Raw genomic sequence first — 19,003 nt, 5'->3', positions numbered from 1 at the left:
ACGTCGTTGACCGACTGCAGCATCCGGAGCTCGGCCTCGAGTTCCTCGACCACGGGGCAATCGCCGGAGTCGGCGGACTGTGGCTGGCCGGCATCGACGCCTGCCTCACGCAGCCAGCCCCTGACGAAGGCGGGCAGCACCCCGAGCGTGCCGCCGACCCGCTCCGCGGCGGCCGCGAGCGATAGCGTTGCGTCACAACTCAATGCCTGTCCGACAAGACGAACGGATCGCTCACGCAACTCCTGCGGATATCGACAAGGTGCAGGCATGAATGCCCTCCGCTGTGTTGTTGAAACGCGCCGTCGACCATTGCCGGCCCATTGAACGTACCCCGGGACCGGCTGCGACACATGGCCGCCCTGCGCCGTTTTCGCATGAACCAGGTCGATCAAAGCGCACTTGTTGTACGCACGGGACGGTGATGCATTCGACCTATTGGTCGATGGGTCAGATCAGTCACGGATTGTCCGCGACCGGGACGTTGTCCGAGACATAGGAGCCGCCCTCGGCCGGGATACCGTCCGGGTTCTGCTGGACGACATCGTCATCGGCGAACCGCACGGGCAGCGAATCGGTGAACCAGTCCGCGGGGACGGTGCTCTCCACCTGGAAGTGCAGGTGCGGCACGCAACCGGTCAGCCCGGTCCTGCCGCTGAGGCCCAGCACCTCACCCTGCGCGACCGGCCCATGGTCGCGGGCCTTCGCCAGGATCCCCGGCGACACCTCCTGCAGGTGCAGGTACAGCGCCGAAGTGCCGTCGCCGTGGTCGATGCGGACGAGGTTCGCCTGATCCCCCATGGTGGCGTTGACGAGGTACCCCGGCGGCGGATCGGCCACGGGGACGAGGCCACCGCAGTGGTCGGGCGCCCAACTCCCGGCCGCGAGCCCGACGGTGCCGGCCCTGGCGGCCAGCACGGGTATGCCTTCCGGGAGGTCGAAGTCCCAGCCGTACTGCTGGCCGTCGCCGCTGTGCGTCAGGCAGCCACTGAGGCAGTTCCCGGAGACGGGGTCGGCGACGTGGACGCCTTGCAGGACAACCAGTTTGCCGTCAGCCGCCGCCCAGGGCAAGAGGTACTCGGGTGCCTGCGACGCCGCACCGGGCGCACAGCCGCCGGCCGCGGCGAGCACCGCCGCGGCCACGACGGCCCGCACCCTGCAACGGCGACGAATCCTAGGCCCCAGCCCACAATTCGGTGGTGCGAGCCAGGTTGATCCGGTTGGATTCCTCGGCCCGGTCCTCCCAGGCAAACACGCAAACGGTCAGTTGGCCGTCGAAGTTGTGCTGTTTGAGCAACGAGAACAGCTGCGGGAAATCGACTTCGCCCTGGCCGATGTCGAGGTGCTGATGGATCCGGGCGGCCGACCCGGGGGGATTGACGATGTACCGCAAACCCGAGGACGCCCGGAAGTTCAGCGAGTCGGCCAGGTGGACGTCGGTCAGCAGGTCGCCGGCGTGCGCGATGATGCCCGCCGGGTCGTTGCCGATGTGATACGTGTGCGGCGCGCAGTAGAGGTACGACAAACGGGGGTGGTCGAGGCCGCGGATCACGTTGATGGCCTCGATGCCGTCCTCGATGAAGTCATCGGGATGGGGCTCGAGGGCCAGGTCGATGCCCTCCCGTTCGAAGACCGGCAGCAGATCCTCGAGCGAGGCGAAGAACTTGTTCTCGCTGGCCGACACTGCCTCCGGGCGGCCGTTGAACTCCGACACCATCCGGGTGGTGCCCAATTCCGCGGTGATCTGGATGGCGCGCTTCCAGTTGCGGACCGCGGCCTGCCGTTCGTCCTCATCCGGCCCTGCCCAGCGGTACAGCGGCAGCACGGTGGAGACACCGACACCGGCGGCGTCGAGTTCCTTGCGGAACCGGCGAACCGTCGCCAGGTCGACCCGGGGATGCCGGAAGAACGGCAGGAAATCCTCGCGCGGGGACAGTTCGATCCACTCGTAACCGTGGTCGGCGACCACACCCGGCAGGTCGAGCAGTGGGACATGGCGGATCATGTGCGGATCCAGGGCGATTCTCACGCCGTCGATCCCTGTCGGTACAGCGCCGGCTTCTCCGCCAGCTGGACAGTCGTCCGCGCGCCGGTCTTGATGGATTCGACGGCGGCGTCGGAGACGACCGCGGCGGCGTAGCCGTCCCAGGAGCTCGGGCCGAGCGTGGACCCGTCCCGGACGCCGTCGATCCATTCCTGGAATTCGACGTCGTAGGCGGAGATGAAGCGCTCCCGCCAGTCCTCGGGGACCCGGCCGTAGTAGACACCGTTCTTCCGCACGGTGATCGGATTGGACTCGCCCAGCGCAGCGGTGCCCTCCTCGCCGACGACCTCGCCGCGGATGTCGTACCCGTACCGGATGTTGACGGAGATCTCGACGTCGATCAATGCGCCGCTCTCCATCTCGAGCAGCAGCACCAGTGGGTCCTGCAGGTCGCCGCCGAGCCGGCTCTTGCGCGGTGTCAGCACCGTGGTGCCGACGATCTCCTCGCCGAACATCCAGCGCACCATGTCGATCTCGTGCACAGCGGTGTCGGTGATGGCCATGTCCTTGGTGTAGTGCCCGGGGACGCTGGGGTTGCGATGCGTGCAGTGCATGATCAGCGGGGCACCGATCTCCCCGCTGTCGACCACTGCCTTCAGCGCCCGGTACGCCCGGTCGTAGCGGCGCATGTACCCGACCTGGACCAGCCGTTTCCCGGCGGCGACCTCGGCGTCGATGATCCGCCGGCACGCCTCCTGCGTTGTGGCCAAGGGCTTCTCGCAGAACACCGGTTTACCGGCGGCGATCGCGGCCAGCACGTACTCCTCGTGGGTCGGCCCCCAGGAGCACACCAGCACGGCGTCCACGTTCTCGTCGCTGATCAGTTCCTGACCGGTCGAATGTACCCTCGCCCCGGGTATCGCCTGAGCAACCTTCTTCGCCTCATCGAGGTTCACGTCGGTGACCGCCGTGACCTCCGCCCCGGCGAGAACGGTGGTGAGCCGCCGGATGTGGTCCTTACCGATCATTCCCACGCCGATGACGCCGACGCTGACTGTCACGAGTGTTCCCTTTCCTGATGGTGTCGCAGCTGATGTCGCCGGTGGTGCCGCGGGTCAGCGGCCCTGGAGTTCGTGGGACAGCTCGGCGAGCTCGCGGCCTCCGGCCATCTCGGCGGTGAGCTCCTCGAGGGTGACCTCGGACCGCTTCTTGTCCAGCACCCGCTGGCCGAGCTTGAGGATGATGAAGTGGTTCCCGACAAGGTAGGCGTGGTGCGGGTTGTGGGTGATGAACACGACGCCCAGTCCCGCGTCGCGGGCGGCCGCGGTGTATTTGAGCACCACACCTGACTGCTTGACCCCGAGCGCGGCGGTCGGCTCGTCCAGGATCAGCACCCGGGCGCCGAAGTACACCGCCCTGGCGATCGCGACGCACTGCCGCTGCCCGCCGGACAGCGTGCCGATGGGCTGGTTGATGTCCTTGACCGTGATGCCCATCTTCTTGAGCTCGGTGTCGGCGATCTCCCGCATTTCCTTGATCTTGAGCGGGGCGAGCGGATAGTTACCCGCGCGCAGCTCCGACCCGAGGAAGAAGTTCCGCCAGACCTCCATCAGCGAGACGACAGCGAGATCCTGGTACACCGTGGCGATCCCGTGATCGAGCGCCTCCCTGGGAGAGCTGAAGTTCACCTCCTTGCCGTCCACCTTGAGCGAGCCCTCGGAGTGCCCGTGCAGACCGGACATGATCTTGATCAGGGTTGACTTCCCGGCGCCGTTGTCGCCCAGGACGCAGGTCACCTCGCCGGCGCTGACCGACAGGTTGATGCCCTTCAGGGCCCGGATCGCGCCGTAGGTCTTCCCGACATCGTCCATCTGGATCAGCGGCTCGCCCTTGTGCAACGAAGGGTCGGCGTGTGAGCTCAGTGTGTCTGTCATGACGTTCCCCTCATGCCTTCCGGGTGGTGGCGAGCTTCTTGACGGACAGGTTCACCGCGACGGCGAGCAGCAGCATGACGCCGAGGAAGGCCCGGAACCAGTTCGGGTCCCACCCTGCGTAGACGATGCCCTGCTGCGTCATTCCGAAGATGAACGCGCCCAGTGCGGTACCGAAGGCCGAGCCGTAACCGCCGGTCAGCAGCGTGCCGCCGACCACGGCCGCGATGATGAACAGGAATTCCTGGCCGACACCGCCACCGGCCTGGATGGTGTTGAACTGGAACAGCTGGTGCATTCCGGAGAACCAGGCGAGGAACCCGACACCCATGAACAGGGCGATCTTGACCTTGTTCACCGGCACACCGACGGCACGGGCACTGGCCGCGTTCCCGCCGACCGCGAAGATCCAGTTACCGGTCCTGGTCCGGTTCAGGATCCAGGTCGCCAGCAGGACGAACAGCAGCCACCAGACCACCGTGATCCGCACCGTGACACCGAAGACGGTGAACGAGGACGAGAAGATGGCGTTGAGGAAGCTGAAACCTTCCATGTCCGAGATGTTCTGGGTGGACACCGCACCGGTGACGAGCTTGGTGACGCCGAGGTTCACACCCTGCAGGATGAAGAATGTCCCCAACGTGATCAGGAAGCTCGGAATGCCCGTCTTCACGACGAGATAACCGTTGATGAACCCGATGAACAACGCCAGGATCAGCGCCGACACCGCACCGACGATCACATTCAGGTTGAACTGATAACTGAGCATCGCCGCTGTCAACGCCGCCGTCACCACAGCAACACCAGCGGACAGGTCGAACTCGCCGCCGATCATCAACAACCCGACACCGACCGCGACTATGCCGATCAGCGAACTGGCGTACAGGATGGTCGAGAAGGCTTCGGGCGACCGGAATGCCGGCGCGACGATGAAGAAGAAAATGTAGATCACGACCGCGGCGAGGAAAGCGCCGAGCTCCGGTCGACCGAGCATCCGGGTCACCACGGACACCGGCGCCTTCGCAGGAGCTGTTGCGGCACTCGCACCGGATGACGCCGGTGGCGGCGTCTTGAGAGACTGACTCATCACGTTCTCCCTACAGTTGGGGGACCCCGGAGGCGGGAACGGGTCCACGGCCGCCTCCGGGGCGAAGACATCAACGGGTGTTGTTCGCCGCGTACTCGGCAATGGCATCGATGTTGGTGCTGTCGACGAACGATGGCCCGGTGAGAACGGGCTGTCCGCCGCCGATGTCGTTCTTGTTGGTGAGGTACAGCCACAGCGAGTCCACCGCGAGGTATCCCTGCAGGTACGGCTGCTGGTCGACACTGAACTGGATCTTGCCGTCCTTGATCTGCGTTGCCACGTCCGCGTTCAGGTCGAAGGTCACGAGCTTCGCCTCGCTCCCGGCCTGCTCGATCGACTGCTGTGCCGCCAGGGCGATGGGTGCACCGAGCGTCACGATGTAGTCGATGGAGGGATCCTGCTGCAGCTTGGCGCCGATGGTCGAGGTCACCGAGGGAATGTCGGTGCCGGTCACCTGGATGTTCTCGGTCCCGGGAGCGTTGGCCTTGACACCCGCGCAGCGGGCCTCCAGAGCCACCGAACCCTGCTCCTGGATGACGCACAGCGGGTGCTTGGCACCATCGGCGGTGATCCGCTCGCCGACAGCCCGGCCGGCGATGTCCTCGTCCGAGCCGAAGTACATCAGCGCGCCGAGTTCCTTGTACTGGCCGATTCCCGTGTTGAAGCCGACGACGGGGATGTCGGCGTCCACGGCTGCCTTCACAGCAGTCGTCATCGCGTCCGGTGACAGGAACGTCGCGGCGATGCCGTCGACCTTGCTGTCCACGGCGTTCTGGATCAGCGTCGCTTCGCCCGGTGCCGTCGGGTCGTTGGAGTACTTCAGCTCGACGTTGTCCTTGGCGGCGGCGGCTTCCGCGCCGGCGCGGACCTTGTCCCAGAAGGAGTCTCCGGGAGCCTCGTGCGTCACCATCGCGATGGTGAGTCTCGGGGTGTCAGCAACCGCCCCACCGCCCGCGGCGGCGGCCTGGGTCTCCGCCTGCTTGCCACCGGTGGCGCTGCACGCGGTCAGCGCAAGTGCGGCGGCCACGGCGACAGCAGTCAGGCCGACAGCCTTCTTGCGAATCGTCATCGATTCGGGTCCTTTCGTGAAAGGGACGGGGAGGTCCCGCGGTGAGGTGATGGGGACGGCGGCCGCGACAGGTCGATTCCGGTGATGTGACCGCGGCCGCCACTCAGGAAACAGAGAGGCGGCAGCTGTTCAGGTACTGCAGCGTGCGGGTGGCGATCGGCGCCGGAACATCCGGCGCACACGGGTAGAGGTCCTGCTCGACGATCGCGAACAGCGGCCGGCCGAGCGCATCGAGCGCATCGAGCACCGGCGGCATGTCCGGAATGCCCTGCGGCGGCTCGCACATCGCGCCCAGCTTGACGGCCGGGCCGAACGGGAGATCCTCCGCGTTCACCTTGGCCAGCACCGCGGGATCCACCTGCTTGAGGTGCACGTACCCGATCCGCGACGGGTAATCGCGGATCAGCGCGAGGTTGTCGCCGCCGCAGTAGCTGATGTGTCCGGTGTCCAGGCACAGGGTGACCAGGTCAGGGTCGGTGCCTTCCAGGAAGCGGCCGACATGCTCGTTGGTGTCCACATGCGAGTCGGCGTGCGGGTGGTAGACCACCTTCATGCCGTACTCGTCCAGGATCGCCCTGGCCAGTCGGTCCATGCCCGTGGTCTTCTGGTCCCACTGGGCCGGCGTCAGATCCCGGGGTTCGAGCACCTCGGCCGTGGTGTCGTCCCGCCACATCTCCGGGATGACCACGACGTACTCGGCGCCCTGGGTCTTCGCCAGCCCCGCGACATCCGAGACCTGCTTCCACACGCTGTCCCACGAGTTGGGCTTGTGCAGGTGCTCGAAAACCGTCCCGGCGGACAGCTTGAGATTCCGTGCCGCGAGTTCGTCGGTGAGTTGTGCCGGATCCGTCGGCAGGTAGCCGAACGGCCCCAGCTCGATCCAGGTGTAACCGGCGGCTGCGACCTCATCCAGGAAGACGCTCCAGTGCACCTGCACCGGATCGTCGGCGTGCCACACACCCCACGAATCGGGTGCTGATCCGATGATCAGATTTCCGGCGTCGCCATTGGCGCCCATGCAATTCCTCCGTTCAGAACCGGTCGGACCGGCTCGCCTAAGAGTGGCCCGCACCACATGTGTTGTCAAGACTTTGTACTGACATTCTTACGTCTTAACCGACCTGTGATCTTGACGCATCGGCGGATCGCCGGCGCTGACCCGACGGGGTCGGCAGGTCAATGCAGCACGGAGCGAAGTCCGTGCTGCACAACCGCTTTCGAGGGGTTTGTCATCTTTCACCCCATTGCAGCGCTAGACGTTCTGGGGGAACCCGAGGTTCAAACCGCCGTGGCTCGGATCGAGCCAGCGGGTCGTGATGACCTTGTTGCGGGTGTAGAAGTTGAAGCCTTCGGTGCCGTGCGCGTGGGTGTCACCGAACAGCGATGCCTTCCAGCCGCCGAACGAGTAGTAGCCGACCGGGACCGGGACCGGCACGTTGATGCCGACCATCCCGACCTCCACCTCGTTCTGGTAGCGCCGGGCAGCGCCGCCGTCATTGGTGAAGATGGCGGTGCCGTTGCCGTACGGATTGCTGTTCACCAGCTCGAGGGCCTCGTCGTACGAATCAACCCGCACGACGGACAACACCGGGCCGAAGATCTCGTCGGTGTAGATCGACATGTCCGTCGTGACCTTGTCGAACAGGGTTGGACCGAGCCAGAACCCGCCGGCGGCACCGTCCACGGCCGGGTCGCGGCCGTCCACGACCAGTTCCGCGCCGGCCTCGACGCCGGCGTCGACATAGCCCTGCACCTTGTCCCGGTGCGCGCCGGTGACCAACGGGCCCATGTCGCAGCCGCGGCGCCCGTCACCGGTGCGCAGGGTGGCGATCCGCTCGGAGATCTTCCCGATCAGCTCGTCGGCGATCACGTCAACGGCGACCAGCGCGGAGATCGCCATGCAGCGCTCGCCGGCGGAGCCGAAGCCCGCGTTGACCGCCGCATCGGCCGCGAGGTCCAGGTCGGCATCCGGCAGCACCACCATGTGGTTCTTGGCGCCGCCGAGCGCCTGTACGCGCTTGCCGTTCCGGGTTCCGGTCTCGTAGACATACCGGGCGATCGGGGTCGAACCGACGAACGAAATCGCCTTCACCCGTGGGTCTTCCAGCAGCGCGTCGACGGCCACCTTGTCCCCGTGCAGCACGCTGAACACACCGTCGGGCAGGCCGGCCTCCTTCCACAGCGCACCCAGCCAGTTCGCGGTCGACGGGTCCTTCTCGCTCGGTTTGAGCACGACGCAGTTGCCGGCGGCGATGGCGATCGGGAAGAACCACATCGGCACCATGGCCGGGAAGTTGAACGGCGAGATCACCCCGACGACGCCCAGCGGTTGCCGCAGCGAGGACACGTCGACGTTGGTGGAGGCGTTCTCGGTGAGGCTGCCCTTGAGCAGATGCGCCAGGCCGCAGGCGAACTCGACCACCTCCTGGCCACGGGTGACCTCACCGAGCGCGTCCGAGAGGACCTTCCCGTGCTCGCTGGTGATGATCTCGGCGGCCTCGTGCTTGCGCTCGTTGAGCAGCTCACGGAAGCGGAACAGGACCTGGGTGCGCCTGGCGAGGGACATGTCCCGCCAGCCGGGCCAGGCGGCGGCCGCCGCACCGATGACGGCGTCGGCGTCCGCGGGCGATGCCAGTCGCAGCCGCTTCGTCACCTGGCCGGTGGCCGGATCAAAGACGTCGGAGAACCGGTCGCTGTCCCCCGCGAACGCCGAGCCCGCCTTCCAGTGCGACACGGTCGGCGGTGCGCCGGCCGGGTGATGAGCCTCCGCGGTGGGTAGCGCGTCGGGGTCGGTGATGGTCGTCATGTCAGATCCTTCCGATGCGGGCGAGGGAGCGGGCCGGGATCACAGCAGCGGCCGCTGGTCGGCCTTGAAGCCGTCGTAGGTCCGCTTCGCCTCGCGGGTGATTTCGAGTTCGGAGACGTCGGCGACGGGGACGTCCCACCACCCGTCCCCGGCAGGCGACTGGTACTCCAGGTCGGTGTCGACGTGCACGAGCACCGCGGTCTCCGATGCCTTGGCCTTGGCCAGGGCGTCCTTGAGTTCCACCAGCGTCGAGGCCTTGAGAACCTTGATGCCGAGGCTCGCGGCATTGGCGGCCAGGTCGACCGGCAGGATGTCGCCGTCCAGCCGGCCCGAGGTGCTGTTGCGGTAGCGGTACTTCGTGCCGAACCGTTGCACGCCGAGCGATTCCGACAGCGATCCGATCGAGGCGTATCCGTGGTTCTGCAGCAGCACCACGATGATCTTGATGCCCTCCTGGACCGCGGTCACCAGCTCGGTGGGCATCATCAGGTAGGACCCGTCGCCGACGGTGATGAACACGTCGCGGTCGGGTGCCGCCATCCGGATGCCGATGCCGCCCGGGATCTCGTACCCCATGCAGGAGTAGCCGTATTCGACGTGATAGCCCTTGCGGTCGCGGGTCCGCCACATGCCGTGCAGATCCCCGGGCAGCGAACCCGCCGCGCAGACCACCACGTCACGGGCGTCCATCGCCTCGTCGACGGCGCCGAGGACCTCCGCCTGCGCGAGCACGCCGTGCTCCGCGCCGTAACCGGAGTGGAACGAGGCGACCACCTCGTCGTCCCATGCCTTCGCCCGTTGCCGGGCATCCTGCTGATATTCCGTAGCGGTGGAATAGCCGGCCAGCAACGGGGTCAGCGCCTCGAGGGTCCGCTTCGCGTCGGCCTGCACCGGCAGCCCGGCGTGTTTGACGGCGTCGATGGCGGCCACGTTGATGTTGACGAAGCGAACGTCGGGGTTCTGGAAGATCGTCCGGGACGCGGTGGTGAAATCCGAGTACCTGGTGCCGATCCCGATCACCACATCGGCCTGCCTGGCGAAGAGGTTCGCGGCCGGGTTGCCGGTTGCTCCGATCGCGCCGAGGTTCAGCGGGTGGTCGAAGGGCAGCGAGCCCTTCCCGGCCTGCGTCTCGGTGATCGGGATCCCGGTGGCCTCGACGAACGTGCGCAACGCGTCATTGGCCTCGGCGTAGGTGACCCCGCCGCCGGAGACGATGACGGGCCTCCTCGCGCCACGTATCAGCGCCGCCGCCGCGTCGAGGACCTCGGGCTCGGCGACGGGACGGGCGATCCGCCACACCCGTTCGCGGAACAGCTCCACCGGCCAGTCGTACGCCTCGGCCTGTACGTCCTCGGGCAGCGCGATGGTCGCTGCACCGGTTTCCGCAGGATCGGTCAGCACCCGCATCGCGCCGAGCAGGGCGGCCGGCAGCTGCTCGGGCCGCCATACCCGGTCGAAGAACCGGGACACCGGCCGGAACGCGTCGTTCACCGAGATGTCGTACCCGTAGGGCTGTTCCAGCTCCTGGAGCACCGGCGAGGCGACCCGGGTCGCGAAGATGTCGCTGGGCAGCAGCAGCACCGGGAGCCGGTTGATGGTGGCCAGCGCGGCGCCGGTGAGCATGTTGCTGGCACCCGGACCCACCGATGCGGTGACGGCGAAGGACTGGAGCCGGTCCGACTGGCGGGCGTAGCCGACCGCGATGTGCACCATCGCCTGCTCGTTGCGGCCCTGGTGATAGGGCAGCTCGCCCGGGTCCAGCAGTTCGGACTGCAGCAGCGCCTGGCCCAGGCCGGCGATGTTGCCGTGCCCGAAGATCCCGAAACAGCCGGCGAAGAACTTGCGCTTCACCCCGTCCCGCTCGGAGTACTGCTGTCCGAGGAACTTCACGATCGCCTGGGCGACGGTCAATCGGACGAACTGGCCCGTCGGGGCGCCCGCCCCGTTGCTCGCGCTTGTCACCAGCGCTCTCCTTTTCCAAGATCTGATGGTGCGGGTGGGAATGCTGCGGTGGTCATGTCGTCGCGTCCGGTGCCCGGTAGAACGGGAGTCGCGGATCTGTCGGCTGGTCGGCCCACATCTCCCGCACCCACCCGTGGTTCGGGTCGTCGCTGATCCCCCAGGCCCGCTCGTCGCCCGGCCCGGCCATCACGTTGAGGTAATACATATGGTGCGACGGGGACGCGATCGAGGGCCCGTGCCAGCCGTGCGGGATGAGCACGGTGTCGCCGTCCGACACCTCCTCCAGCAGCTCGATCGGGCGCGCCGCGGTGCCGTAGACGCGCTGGTAACCAACGGCTCTGGCGCTGCGCGCGGCGGTCTGGTCGGGTGGAGCCGCGGACGCGAAACGGTAGTGGTAGATCTCCTCGAGTTCGGTCTCGCCGCCGTTGGCCTCGTCGTGCTTGTGCGGCGGGTAGGACGACCAGTTGGAGGCGGGCGTCAGCACCTCGCAGGCCAGCAGGGCGACACACTCCATGCCGGAGCCCATGCCGAAGTTGTTCACCTGCCGGGTGCTCGAGCCGCTGCCCCGCAGCGAGACGTCCACCGCGGACGCCGGCTGGTAGCGGAACGGCATGCCGCGTCCGGCGCGGGCACCGGGCAGTGCGACCGTGGCACCGTCCGGGCTGACGAGCCGGACCTGGGAGTCGATCGGCAGGTAGGCGGTGTCCGTCACCGCCGAGAAGACGCTGTCCCGGCCGGCCAGCCGGTACGTGGTGGAACCGATCGACACGTCCACCCCGCCGGACAGCGGCAGCACGATCATCTCGTCCGGACCGGTGGCGAACTCGAATGCTTGCCCCGCGGCGAGTTCCACGATACGCAGGCTGGAGTATCCCCAGTCGGCCGACTCGGGGGTGACGACCAGCGCGAACCCGTCCGCGGCGGAGGATCCCGCGGGCACGAACAGCGATGATTCCTGCTGCGTGACAGACGATCTGGGCACGCCGGTCACCGCACCATGGACGCGGCGGTGTCGACCGCTGCGGCCACGTCGTCGTCACCCGGGTACAGCAGTGTCCGGCCGACCACCAGGCCGCGCACGGACGGCAGCGCCAGAGCAGCCCGCCAGGCGGCGAAAGTCTCCTCGGGGCTGGTGTCCGGGTCCCCGCCGAGCAGCAGGGTGGGCAGTGTCGTGGACTCCATGACGCGCTCCATCTCCTCGACCACCGGCAGCTTCATCCAGGTGTAGGCGGAGGTCCTGCCGAGCGCGCTGCAGATGCCGACCGACTTGATCACGGCGTCCGCGGTCAGGTCGTTGCGCACCTTGCCGTCGACCCTGGACGACCAGAACGGTTCGACCATCGCCATCAGCTTGCGTTCGGCGAGTTCGTTGATCGCCTGGGCGGTGGCCACCATCGTGCTAGCCGTGCCCGGATCGTCGAGAGCGATGCGGGTCAGCGTCTTTCCACCGTTCAGGCCCATGTCCAGGCAGGCCTGCGCGTCGTAGCCGGTGAACCGGTCGTCGAACTCGAACGCCGCGCCCTGCAGGCCGCCGCGGTTCATCGACCCGATCGCGATCTTGCCCTCGAGCGCGCCCAGCAGCAGCAGGTCCTCCAGGATGTCGGGGCTGGCCAGCAGGCCGTCGACACCCGGTCGGGCCAGCGCCACCTCGAGCCGCTCGAGGAGGCTGATCCGATTCCCCATCGCGAGTGGGCGGTCGCCGACGCCGTTGGCGCCGCGCGCCGGGTGATCCGCGGCGATGATCATCAGCCGGCCGTCGCCGCCGGTCAGGCTGCGCTTGGTCCGGGCATCGGCGGCGCGCCTGATGGCCTCCGGGTCTTGGACGCGGATCTCGGTGAGCGCGGCGTACCGCTCGCGGTTGGTTGCGCCCGACACCACCGGTGCCGCAGGGCTTGTGGTCGGTGCAGCCGTCGCAAGATCAGACATGCTCGACCTCCTTCAGGAGCGCCTGTACCTCGTCGGTCGTCGGCATCGCGGTGGAGCATTCGCGGCGGGTGGCGACGATGGCACCGGCGGCGTTCCCGAACCGCAGGACCGTCTCCAGGTCCCAGCCCGACAGCAGGCCGTGGCAGACCGCGCCGCCGAAACTGTCGCCGGCGCCCAGCCCGTTGATCACCGTGACCGGGGTGGGCGGCACCTCGACGACGGCATCCTGCGTCATCCCCAGCACGCCCTTCGGGCCCTGCTTCACGATGGCCAGCTCGACGCCGGCGTCCAGCAGCGCCTTGCCGGCGCGCATCGGATCGGTTTCACCCACGGCGATCTCGCATTCCTCCTTGTTGCCGATGGCAACCGTGACGTTCGGCAGCGCCGCGCGTACCTCCCGCGTTGCGGTGGCCGGGTCGCTCCAGAACATCGGCCGGTAGTCGAGATCCAGCACGGTGTACCTGCGCCGCGAGCGTGCCTGCCACGCCGCATGGTGCGCCGACCTGCTCGGCTCCGCCGACAGCCCGGTCACCGTGGCCCAGAAGATATCCGCCTCGGCAATCGCGCCGAGATCGAGTTCGTCCGGCCGGATCACCAGATCCGGGGCGATCGGCAAGCGGTAGAACAGCAGCGGGAAATGGTCCGGTGGGTACATCTCGCAGAAGGTCACCGGGGTCAGCAGGTCGCCCACCTCGGTGATGTAGCGGTCGTCCACGTTCATCCGGCGCAATGCCTGATGGACGAAACGGCCGAACGCGTCGGGTCCGGTGCGGGAGATCAGTGCCGCCCGGCGACCGTGCTTGGCCGCGGCGATCGCGACATTCCCGGCACTGCCACCCACCGACTTGCTGAAGGTGTCGACGTCCTCCAGCCCGACGTTGTCCTGCAGCGGGTAGAGATCCACGCCGACCCGACCCATGGTCAGCACCTCGAAAGGCTCGACCGGTTCCTGCGGGACCGAAACTCGACTTGATTGCTGGTGGGGCGCTCCCTGGTGGGGCGATTCCTGCTCGACCATCGTGGTCCTTCCGTCTTCTCACCGGACGTGCCGCCTCTGACGCGGGTCTACGGGCGCCGGCTGGAAGGACTCCGAGCGGCGGCGGTGCCGTGACGTTTCAGAGCGTGGCGTCTCAGCGCCGGTCTGTCAAGACTTTGATAGGACATATAGTCATGTTGATGTCGGGCTGACATGTACTACCATCAGCTCACCAGCGGCGGGAGGATGCGATGACCCAGCTCTTCGTCGACCTGGATCGTTCGAGCCCGGTGCCGCTGTACTTCCAGGTCGCCCAGCAGATCGAACTCGCCATCAGCGAAGGCGGTCTGGCGCCCGGCGACAGGCTGGACAACGAGATCAGCCTGGCCGAGCAATTCGGCCTGTCACGTCCCACCATGCGACGAGCCATCCAGGAACTCGTCGACAAGGGCCTGCTGGTCCGCAAGCGCGGTGTCGGTACCCAGGTGGTGCACGGCCAGGTCACCCGGCCGGTCGAGCTCACCAGCCTCTTCGACGATCTCACCAGCCATCACCAGACGCCGACAACGACGGTGCTGGCGAACGAGACCATCAGGGCGACGGACGAAGTCGCCGTCATGCTGGCGGTTCCGTCCGGCAGCAGGGTGCTGCACCTGCGACGGCTGCGGTTCGCGCATGGGGAACCGCTGGCCATCATGGAGAACTTCCTGCCAGAGGACCTGATCGAGATCGGCGGAATGGATCTCGCGGGCCGCGGGCTCTACCAGCTGATGCGCGGCAAGGGCGTCAACATCCGCGTCGCCAAGCAGCGCATCGGTGCCCGCACCGGCACCCCGGAAGAATGTTCGCTGCTCGGCGAGAAGCGCGGCACGCCCGTGCTGACCATGGACCGGGCAGCGCACGACGATTCGGGACGCCCCGTCGAGTGGGGTCATCACTGTTACCGCGCCAGTCAGTACTCGTTCGAGGTGACGCTGGTCGATCACTGACCAGCCGTTCCCGGACCTACCCGACCGATAACCCGACCGCCCGCCGCCCGTGCGACCGGCACCACCTGCAACGCTGTTCATCACCCGGCCGAGCCCCGAGGGGCCACGATGCGTCCCAGCGCTGGACGCCACGATGGAGGAATCCATGGCAACGACGCCCACCACCGACATCCGCACGTCCGACAACGGGCCGGCCACCACGGTTCCCGACCAGCCGATGCTCATCGGCGGCGACTGGGTCCCGGCGCTGGACGGCAGCTGGAGCGAGGTCCGTTCCCCCGGGCACCGCGGCACCGTGCTGGCCAGGGTTCCGGTCGGCGGCGCCGCCGACGCGGACCGGGCCGTGCGAGCCGCCCGCGCGGCCTTCCCTGCCTGGCGCGATCTGCACTTCAAGGACCGGCAGAAGGCGCTGTTGCGCATCGCCGACGCACTCGAGGAACGTGCCGAGGAGCTCGCCCGGCTGACCGCCGCCGACACCGGGAATGCGCTGCGCACCCAGGCCAGGCCCGAATCGCAGACCCTGGTGAATCTCTTCCGTTATTTCGGCGGCGTGGCCGGTGAGTTCAAGGGCACCGTGCTGCCGGCCGGGAATGACCAGCTCCAATACACCCGCCGCGAACCGCTCGGCGTGGTCGCCGGAATCCTCCCGTGGAATTCACCGTTGATGATCGCGGGAATGAAGACCCCCGCGTCCCTGGCCGCGGGCAACACACTCATCCTGAAGACGGCCCAGGAGGCCCCGCTCACCATTCTCAAGATGGCGGAAATTGCTGCAGAATTCCTCCCGCCGGGGGTGCTCAACGTCGTCACGGGCCGGGGATCGGACATCGGGGAGGCGCTGCTGGTCCATCCCGACGTCGACAAGGTGTCGTTCACCGGGTCGACCGGGATCGGCCGGCATGTCGCCGAGGTGACCGGAAAGCGTCTGGCTCATTCGTCTCTCGAACTCGGCGGGAAGAGCCCAAACATCGTCTTCGCCGACGCCGCGACCCCGGAGACCATCAACGCCACCGCCGACGGTGTTCTCACCGCGATGCGTTTCACCCGGCAGGGCCAGTCCTGCACCGCCGGTTCCCGTCTTTTCGTGCACGCCGACGTGTATGACGAATTCCTGTCGGTCCTCGTCGAGAAGGTGCGGGCGCTCAAGGTCGGCGATCCGCTGGACGAGGCGACGGACATGGGCTCCATCATCAACGAGAAGCAATACGAGTCGGTGCTGGGCTATATCGAGGACGGCAAATCGCAACCGGGCATCAGTGTCCCGCTCGACGGCACGTCTTTCGACAATTCCGGTCTCGATGGCTTTTACACCGGTCCGACCATTTTCGCCGGCGTGGACAATGGCTGGCGCATCGCCCAGGAGGAGATCTTCGGGCCGGTGCTGGTCGCGATTCCGTGGCGGGACCGGGACGAGGTCATCGCGATGGCTAACGACTCGCACTACGGCCTCGGCGCCTACATCTGGTCGCACAACCTGACCGACGCCCTGGACACCGCGCACCGGATCGAATCCGGCTGGATCCAGGTCAACCAGGGCGGCGGGCAGGTGATCGGTCAGTCCTACGGCGGCTACAAGGCCAGCGGCATCGGCCGGGAGTTCTCGATCGAGGGCGCCCTCGAATCGTTCACCCAGATCAAGCAGATCAACGTCAAGCTCAACTGAAGCGGGGACAGCAATCGTGACCGGTGGACCGCTGGCCGACATCACCGTCGTCGACCTCACCCGAGCACTGGCCGGCCCGCACGCCGCGATGATGCTCGCCGATCTCGGCGCCAGGGTGATCAAGATCGAGACCCCCGGCGCGGGCGACGACACCCGGGGCTGGGGGCCGCCTTTCGTCGGCCCCGGCGGGACCATCTCCACCTACTTCCTGGCCTGCAACCGCAACAAGCAGTCGGTGGTGCTGGACCTGAAGAGCGAGCACGGCAAGGACGCGTTGACCGAACTCGTCCGGCGTGCCGACGTGCTGCTGGAGAACTTCCGGCCGGGTGTCCTGGACCGGCTGGGTTTCCCGATGGAGCGCCTCACCGAGCTCAATCCCGGCCTCGTCGTGCTCTCGATCTCCGGGTTCGGGCACGACGGCCCGGAGGGCGGTCGCGCGGGCTACGACCAGATCGCCCAGGGCGAGGCCGGCCTGATGTCCATGACCGGACCCGATCCGCAGACACCGACCAAGGTCGGTGTCCCGATCTCCGATCTGCTGGCCGGCATGTACGGGGCGTACGGGGTGCTCGCGAAGCTGCACGAGCGCGCCCGCACCGGTACCGGCGGGCTGGTGCGCACATCGCTGCTCGCCAGCGTGGTCGGGGTGCACGCATATCAGGGCACCCGCTGGACCGTCGCCGGCGAAATCCCCAAGGCCGAAGGGCCGCACCATCCCTCGATCTGCCCGTACGGGCTCTTCCACTCCTCCGACGGCGTCGTGCAGATCTCGGTCGGATCGGAGGGACTGTGGGCACGCTTCGCGCCCGCCTTCGGCCTCTCGGTGCACGCGCCCGGATTCGCCAGCAACGAGGAACGGGTGCGGAACTCCGAAGCCGTGCGGGCGGCCATCGAGTCGGCCTTCACCGCCTACTCCACCCCGGAATTGCTGGCCAAGTTGGCCGAGATCGGCGTGCCCAGCGGCCAGGTGAAGAACCTGCAGGAGGTCTACGAGTGGGACCAGACGCGGTCCCAGGGTTTGCTCATCGGGGTCGAGCACCCGGTGCTCGGGGAGATCGAGCTGCCGGGTCCGCCGCTGCGGTTCTTCGACCCGGCTGGTGACGAGTGGCGCCGTGAGCACGCCGCTCCGCCGCTCCTCGGCCAGCACACCGACGAGGTGCTGGGCTGGCTGGACTCCGACGGGACCGGGTCCACGGGTTAGAGACGCTGGGTTTGGGCGGGTGGCGGCCCGGCGCGTAAGATGGACGGGTTGCCTCGGCGAGGGCGATCCGGACGGCCATGGCCGGCGGGTCTGCCGTGATCGGCGCGGTGGGTGTTCTGCCCCCGTGCCGTGAGCCGGGTCAGATGATGCACCTACCGCACGCACCTAGCGCCTGACGAAGGCCGTTGTCCGAGGAGTCCGCAGTGTCTGAAGTTCGCTTGTCCGCCGAGATCCGCACCGAGTTCGGCAAGGGCGGTGCCCGTCGCACCCGCCGCGCCGGCAAGATTCCCGCGGTGCTCTACGGGCACGGCACCGAGCCGCGCCACCTGTCGCTGCCGGCCCGTGACTTCTCGCACGCACTCAAGGGCGGCGCGAACACCGTGCTGACCCTGCAGTTCCCCGACGGCGACGAGCTGGCGCTGCCGAAGTCGGTCGTCCGGCACCCGCTGCGCGACTACGTCGAGCACGTCGACCTGCTGCTGATCCGTCGCGGCGAGAAGGTCACCGTCGACATCCAGCTGCACTTCGTCGGTGAAGCCGCCTCCGGCACCCTGGTGCTGACTGAGGCCAACTCGATCTCCGTCGAGGTCGAGGCGATGAGCATCCCGGAGAGCCTGACCGTCGATCTCGAAGGCCTCGAGGCCGGCACCCAGATCCTGGCGGGCGAGGTCGCCCTGCCGGCCGGTGCGGTGCTGATCACCGATCCTGAGGCGCTGCTCGTCGCCGTGCAGACCGCGCCGACCGCCGAGCAGGTCGAGGCCGAGACCGAGGCCGCCGAGGCCGACGCCGGTGTCGTGCGCGACGAGAAGACCGAGACCGAAGACTGATCGTGGCGACCGGGACGTTTCTCGTCGTCGGTCTTGGCAATCCGGGGAAGCAGTACGCCGGGAACCGGCACAATGTCGGCGCCATGGTGGTCGACGTGCTCGCCCAGCGGTCGAGCAGCAACTTCAAGAGCCACAAGGCCGGGGCCGACATCGTCGAGACCCGGCTGGCCGGCGGTCGTGTCGTCCTGGCCAAGCCCCGTTCGTACATGAACCTGTCGGGCGGGGCGACGGCCGGACTGGTGCGGTTCTTCGGCATCGAACCCTCCGGCGTCATTGCGGTGCACGACGAGCTCGACCTGCCGCCGGGAACCATCCGGGTCAAGTCCGGCGGCGGCGAGGGCGGTCACAACGGCCTGCGGTCCATCTCCGCCGCGCTCGGCACCAAGGACTACCTGCGGGTGCGGTTCGGCATCGGCCGACCACCGGGCCGGATGGATCCGGCCGACTACGTGCTGCGTGATTTCTCCGCCGCGGAGCGCAAGAATCTCGGTGTCGACATCGAACACGCGGCGGACGCCGTCGAGCTGCTCATCGAGGTCGGGCTCGAGGCCGCCCAGAACACCCTGCACGCAAGCTGATCCCCCG

Annotated in this window: 17 protein-coding genes; 5 read left to right on the top strand and 12 right to left on the bottom strand. The window is 67.7% G+C overall.

All coding sequences use genetic code 11. The annotated features are described in order from the left end of the window. Positions 1 to 456 precede the first annotated feature (456 nt). The 12 genes from ACVBEQ_RS06335 to iolC form a co-directional block, all read right to left on the bottom strand. Positions 457 to 1,152 (bottom strand): M23 family metallopeptidase, encoded by a 696-nt coding sequence (locus tag ACVBEQ_RS06335; protein ID WP_447155315.1) that lies wholly within the window; start codon positions 1,150 to 1,152, stop codon positions 457 to 459. A 19-nt stretch (positions 1,153 to 1,171) separates the two neighbouring features. Continuing rightward, positions 1,172 to 2,026, bottom strand: coding sequence for a sugar phosphate isomerase/epimerase family protein (locus ACVBEQ_RS06330; protein ID WP_447155314.1), 855 nt, complete (start codon positions 2,024 to 2,026; stop codon positions 1,172 to 1,174). Beyond that, a complete protein-coding gene (locus ACVBEQ_RS06325; protein ID WP_447155313.1) occupies positions 2,023 to 3,042 on the bottom strand; it encodes a Gfo/Idh/MocA family oxidoreductase in 1,020 nt (339 codons plus the stop codon). The genes ACVBEQ_RS06330 and ACVBEQ_RS06325 overlap by 4 nt, the downstream gene beginning before the upstream one ends. A 54-nt stretch (positions 3,043 to 3,096) precedes the next feature. After that, positions 3,097 to 3,915 carry an ATP-binding cassette domain-containing protein gene (locus tag ACVBEQ_RS06320; protein ID WP_447155312.1) on the bottom strand — a complete coding sequence of 273 codons (819 nt, stop codon included), beginning with the start codon at positions 3,913 to 3,915 and terminating at the stop codon, positions 3,097 to 3,099. Between the two features lie 10 nt (positions 3,916 to 3,925). Then, positions 3,926 to 4,999 carry an ABC transporter permease gene (locus tag ACVBEQ_RS06315; RefSeq protein ID WP_447155311.1) on the bottom strand — a complete coding sequence of 358 codons (1,074 nt, stop codon included), beginning with the start codon at positions 4,997 to 4,999 and terminating at the stop codon, positions 3,926 to 3,928. A gap of 70 nt (positions 5,000 to 5,069) precedes the next feature. After that, entirely contained in the window at positions 5,070 to 6,068 is a 999-nt protein-coding gene (locus tag ACVBEQ_RS06310) for a substrate-binding domain-containing protein (RefSeq protein WP_447155310.1), read from the bottom strand. Positions 6,069 to 6,171: 103 nt separating this feature from the next. Then, positions 6,172 to 7,086 (bottom strand): TIM barrel protein, encoded by a 915-nt coding sequence (locus tag ACVBEQ_RS06305; protein WP_447155309.1) that lies wholly within the window; start codon positions 7,084 to 7,086, stop codon positions 6,172 to 6,174. 234 nt (positions 7,087 to 7,320) lie between these two features. Continuing rightward, positions 7,321 to 8,874, bottom strand: coding sequence for a CoA-acylating methylmalonate-semialdehyde dehydrogenase (locus ACVBEQ_RS06300; RefSeq protein ID WP_447155308.1), 1,554 nt, complete (start codon positions 8,872 to 8,874; stop codon positions 7,321 to 7,323). Positions 8,875 to 8,913: 39 nt separating this feature from the next. Continuing rightward, entirely contained in the window at positions 8,914 to 10,839 is a 1,926-nt protein-coding gene (gene iolD, locus ACVBEQ_RS06295; RefSeq protein WP_447155328.1) for a 3D-(3,5/4)-trihydroxycyclohexane-1,2-dione acylhydrolase (decyclizing), read from the bottom strand. 49 nt (positions 10,840 to 10,888) lie between these two features. Then, the gene (gene iolB, locus ACVBEQ_RS06290) at positions 10,889 to 11,818 is read right to left on the bottom strand and encodes a 5-deoxy-glucuronate isomerase (protein WP_447155307.1); all 930 of its coding nucleotides are present in this window, start codon (positions 11,816 to 11,818) and stop codon (positions 10,889 to 10,891) included. 5 nt (positions 11,819 to 11,823) lie between these two features. After that, on the bottom strand, positions 11,824 to 12,762 hold the full coding sequence (locus ACVBEQ_RS06285) for a Cgl0159 family (beta/alpha)8-fold protein (RefSeq protein WP_447155306.1): 939 nt from the start codon (positions 12,760 to 12,762) through the stop codon (positions 11,824 to 11,826). Beyond that, the gene (gene iolC, locus ACVBEQ_RS06280) at positions 12,755 to 13,681 is read right to left on the bottom strand and encodes a 5-dehydro-2-deoxygluconokinase (RefSeq protein WP_447155305.1); all 927 of its coding nucleotides are present in this window, start codon (positions 13,679 to 13,681) and stop codon (positions 12,755 to 12,757) included. The genes ACVBEQ_RS06285 and iolC overlap by 8 nt, the downstream gene beginning before the upstream one ends. Positions 13,682 to 13,989: 308 nt before the next feature. Here iolC and ACVBEQ_RS06275 point away from each other — a divergent pair, with 308 nt between their 5' ends. The 5 genes from ACVBEQ_RS06275 to pth all read left to right on the top strand — a co-directional run bounded on the left by ACVBEQ_RS06275 (position 13,990) and on the right by pth (position 18,996). Then, positions 13,990 to 14,727 carry a GntR family transcriptional regulator gene (locus ACVBEQ_RS06275; RefSeq protein WP_447155304.1) on the top strand — a complete coding sequence of 246 codons (738 nt, stop codon included), beginning with the start codon at positions 13,990 to 13,992 and terminating at the stop codon, positions 14,725 to 14,727. A 217-nt stretch (positions 14,728 to 14,944) separates the two neighbouring features. Then, positions 14,945 to 16,390 (top strand): aldehyde dehydrogenase family protein, encoded by a 1,446-nt coding sequence (locus ACVBEQ_RS06270; RefSeq protein ID WP_447155327.1) that lies wholly within the window; start codon positions 14,945 to 14,947, stop codon positions 16,388 to 16,390. A gap of 16 nt (positions 16,391 to 16,406) precedes the next feature. Then, on the top strand, positions 16,407 to 17,591 hold the full coding sequence (locus ACVBEQ_RS06265; protein ID WP_447155303.1) for a CaiB/BaiF CoA transferase family protein: 1,185 nt from the start codon (positions 16,407 to 16,409) through the stop codon (positions 17,589 to 17,591). A gap of 203 nt (positions 17,592 to 17,794) precedes the next feature. Beyond that, positions 17,795 to 18,418, top strand: coding sequence for a 50S ribosomal protein L25/general stress protein Ctc (locus ACVBEQ_RS06260; protein ID WP_447155302.1), 624 nt, complete (start codon positions 17,795 to 17,797; stop codon positions 18,416 to 18,418). Positions 18,419 to 18,420: 2 nt separating this feature from the next. Further along, positions 18,421 to 18,996 carry an aminoacyl-tRNA hydrolase gene (gene pth / locus ACVBEQ_RS06255; protein ID WP_447155301.1) on the top strand — a complete coding sequence of 192 codons (576 nt, stop codon included), beginning with the start codon at positions 18,421 to 18,423 and terminating at the stop codon, positions 18,994 to 18,996. The last annotated feature ends 7 nt before the right edge of the window (positions 18,997 to 19,003 follow it).

It is taken from the genome of Nakamurella sp. GG22 (assembly GCF_052976845.2).
Note: the sequence above shows the minus strand (reverse complement) of the source record. Positions and strands in the feature narration are given on the sequence as shown.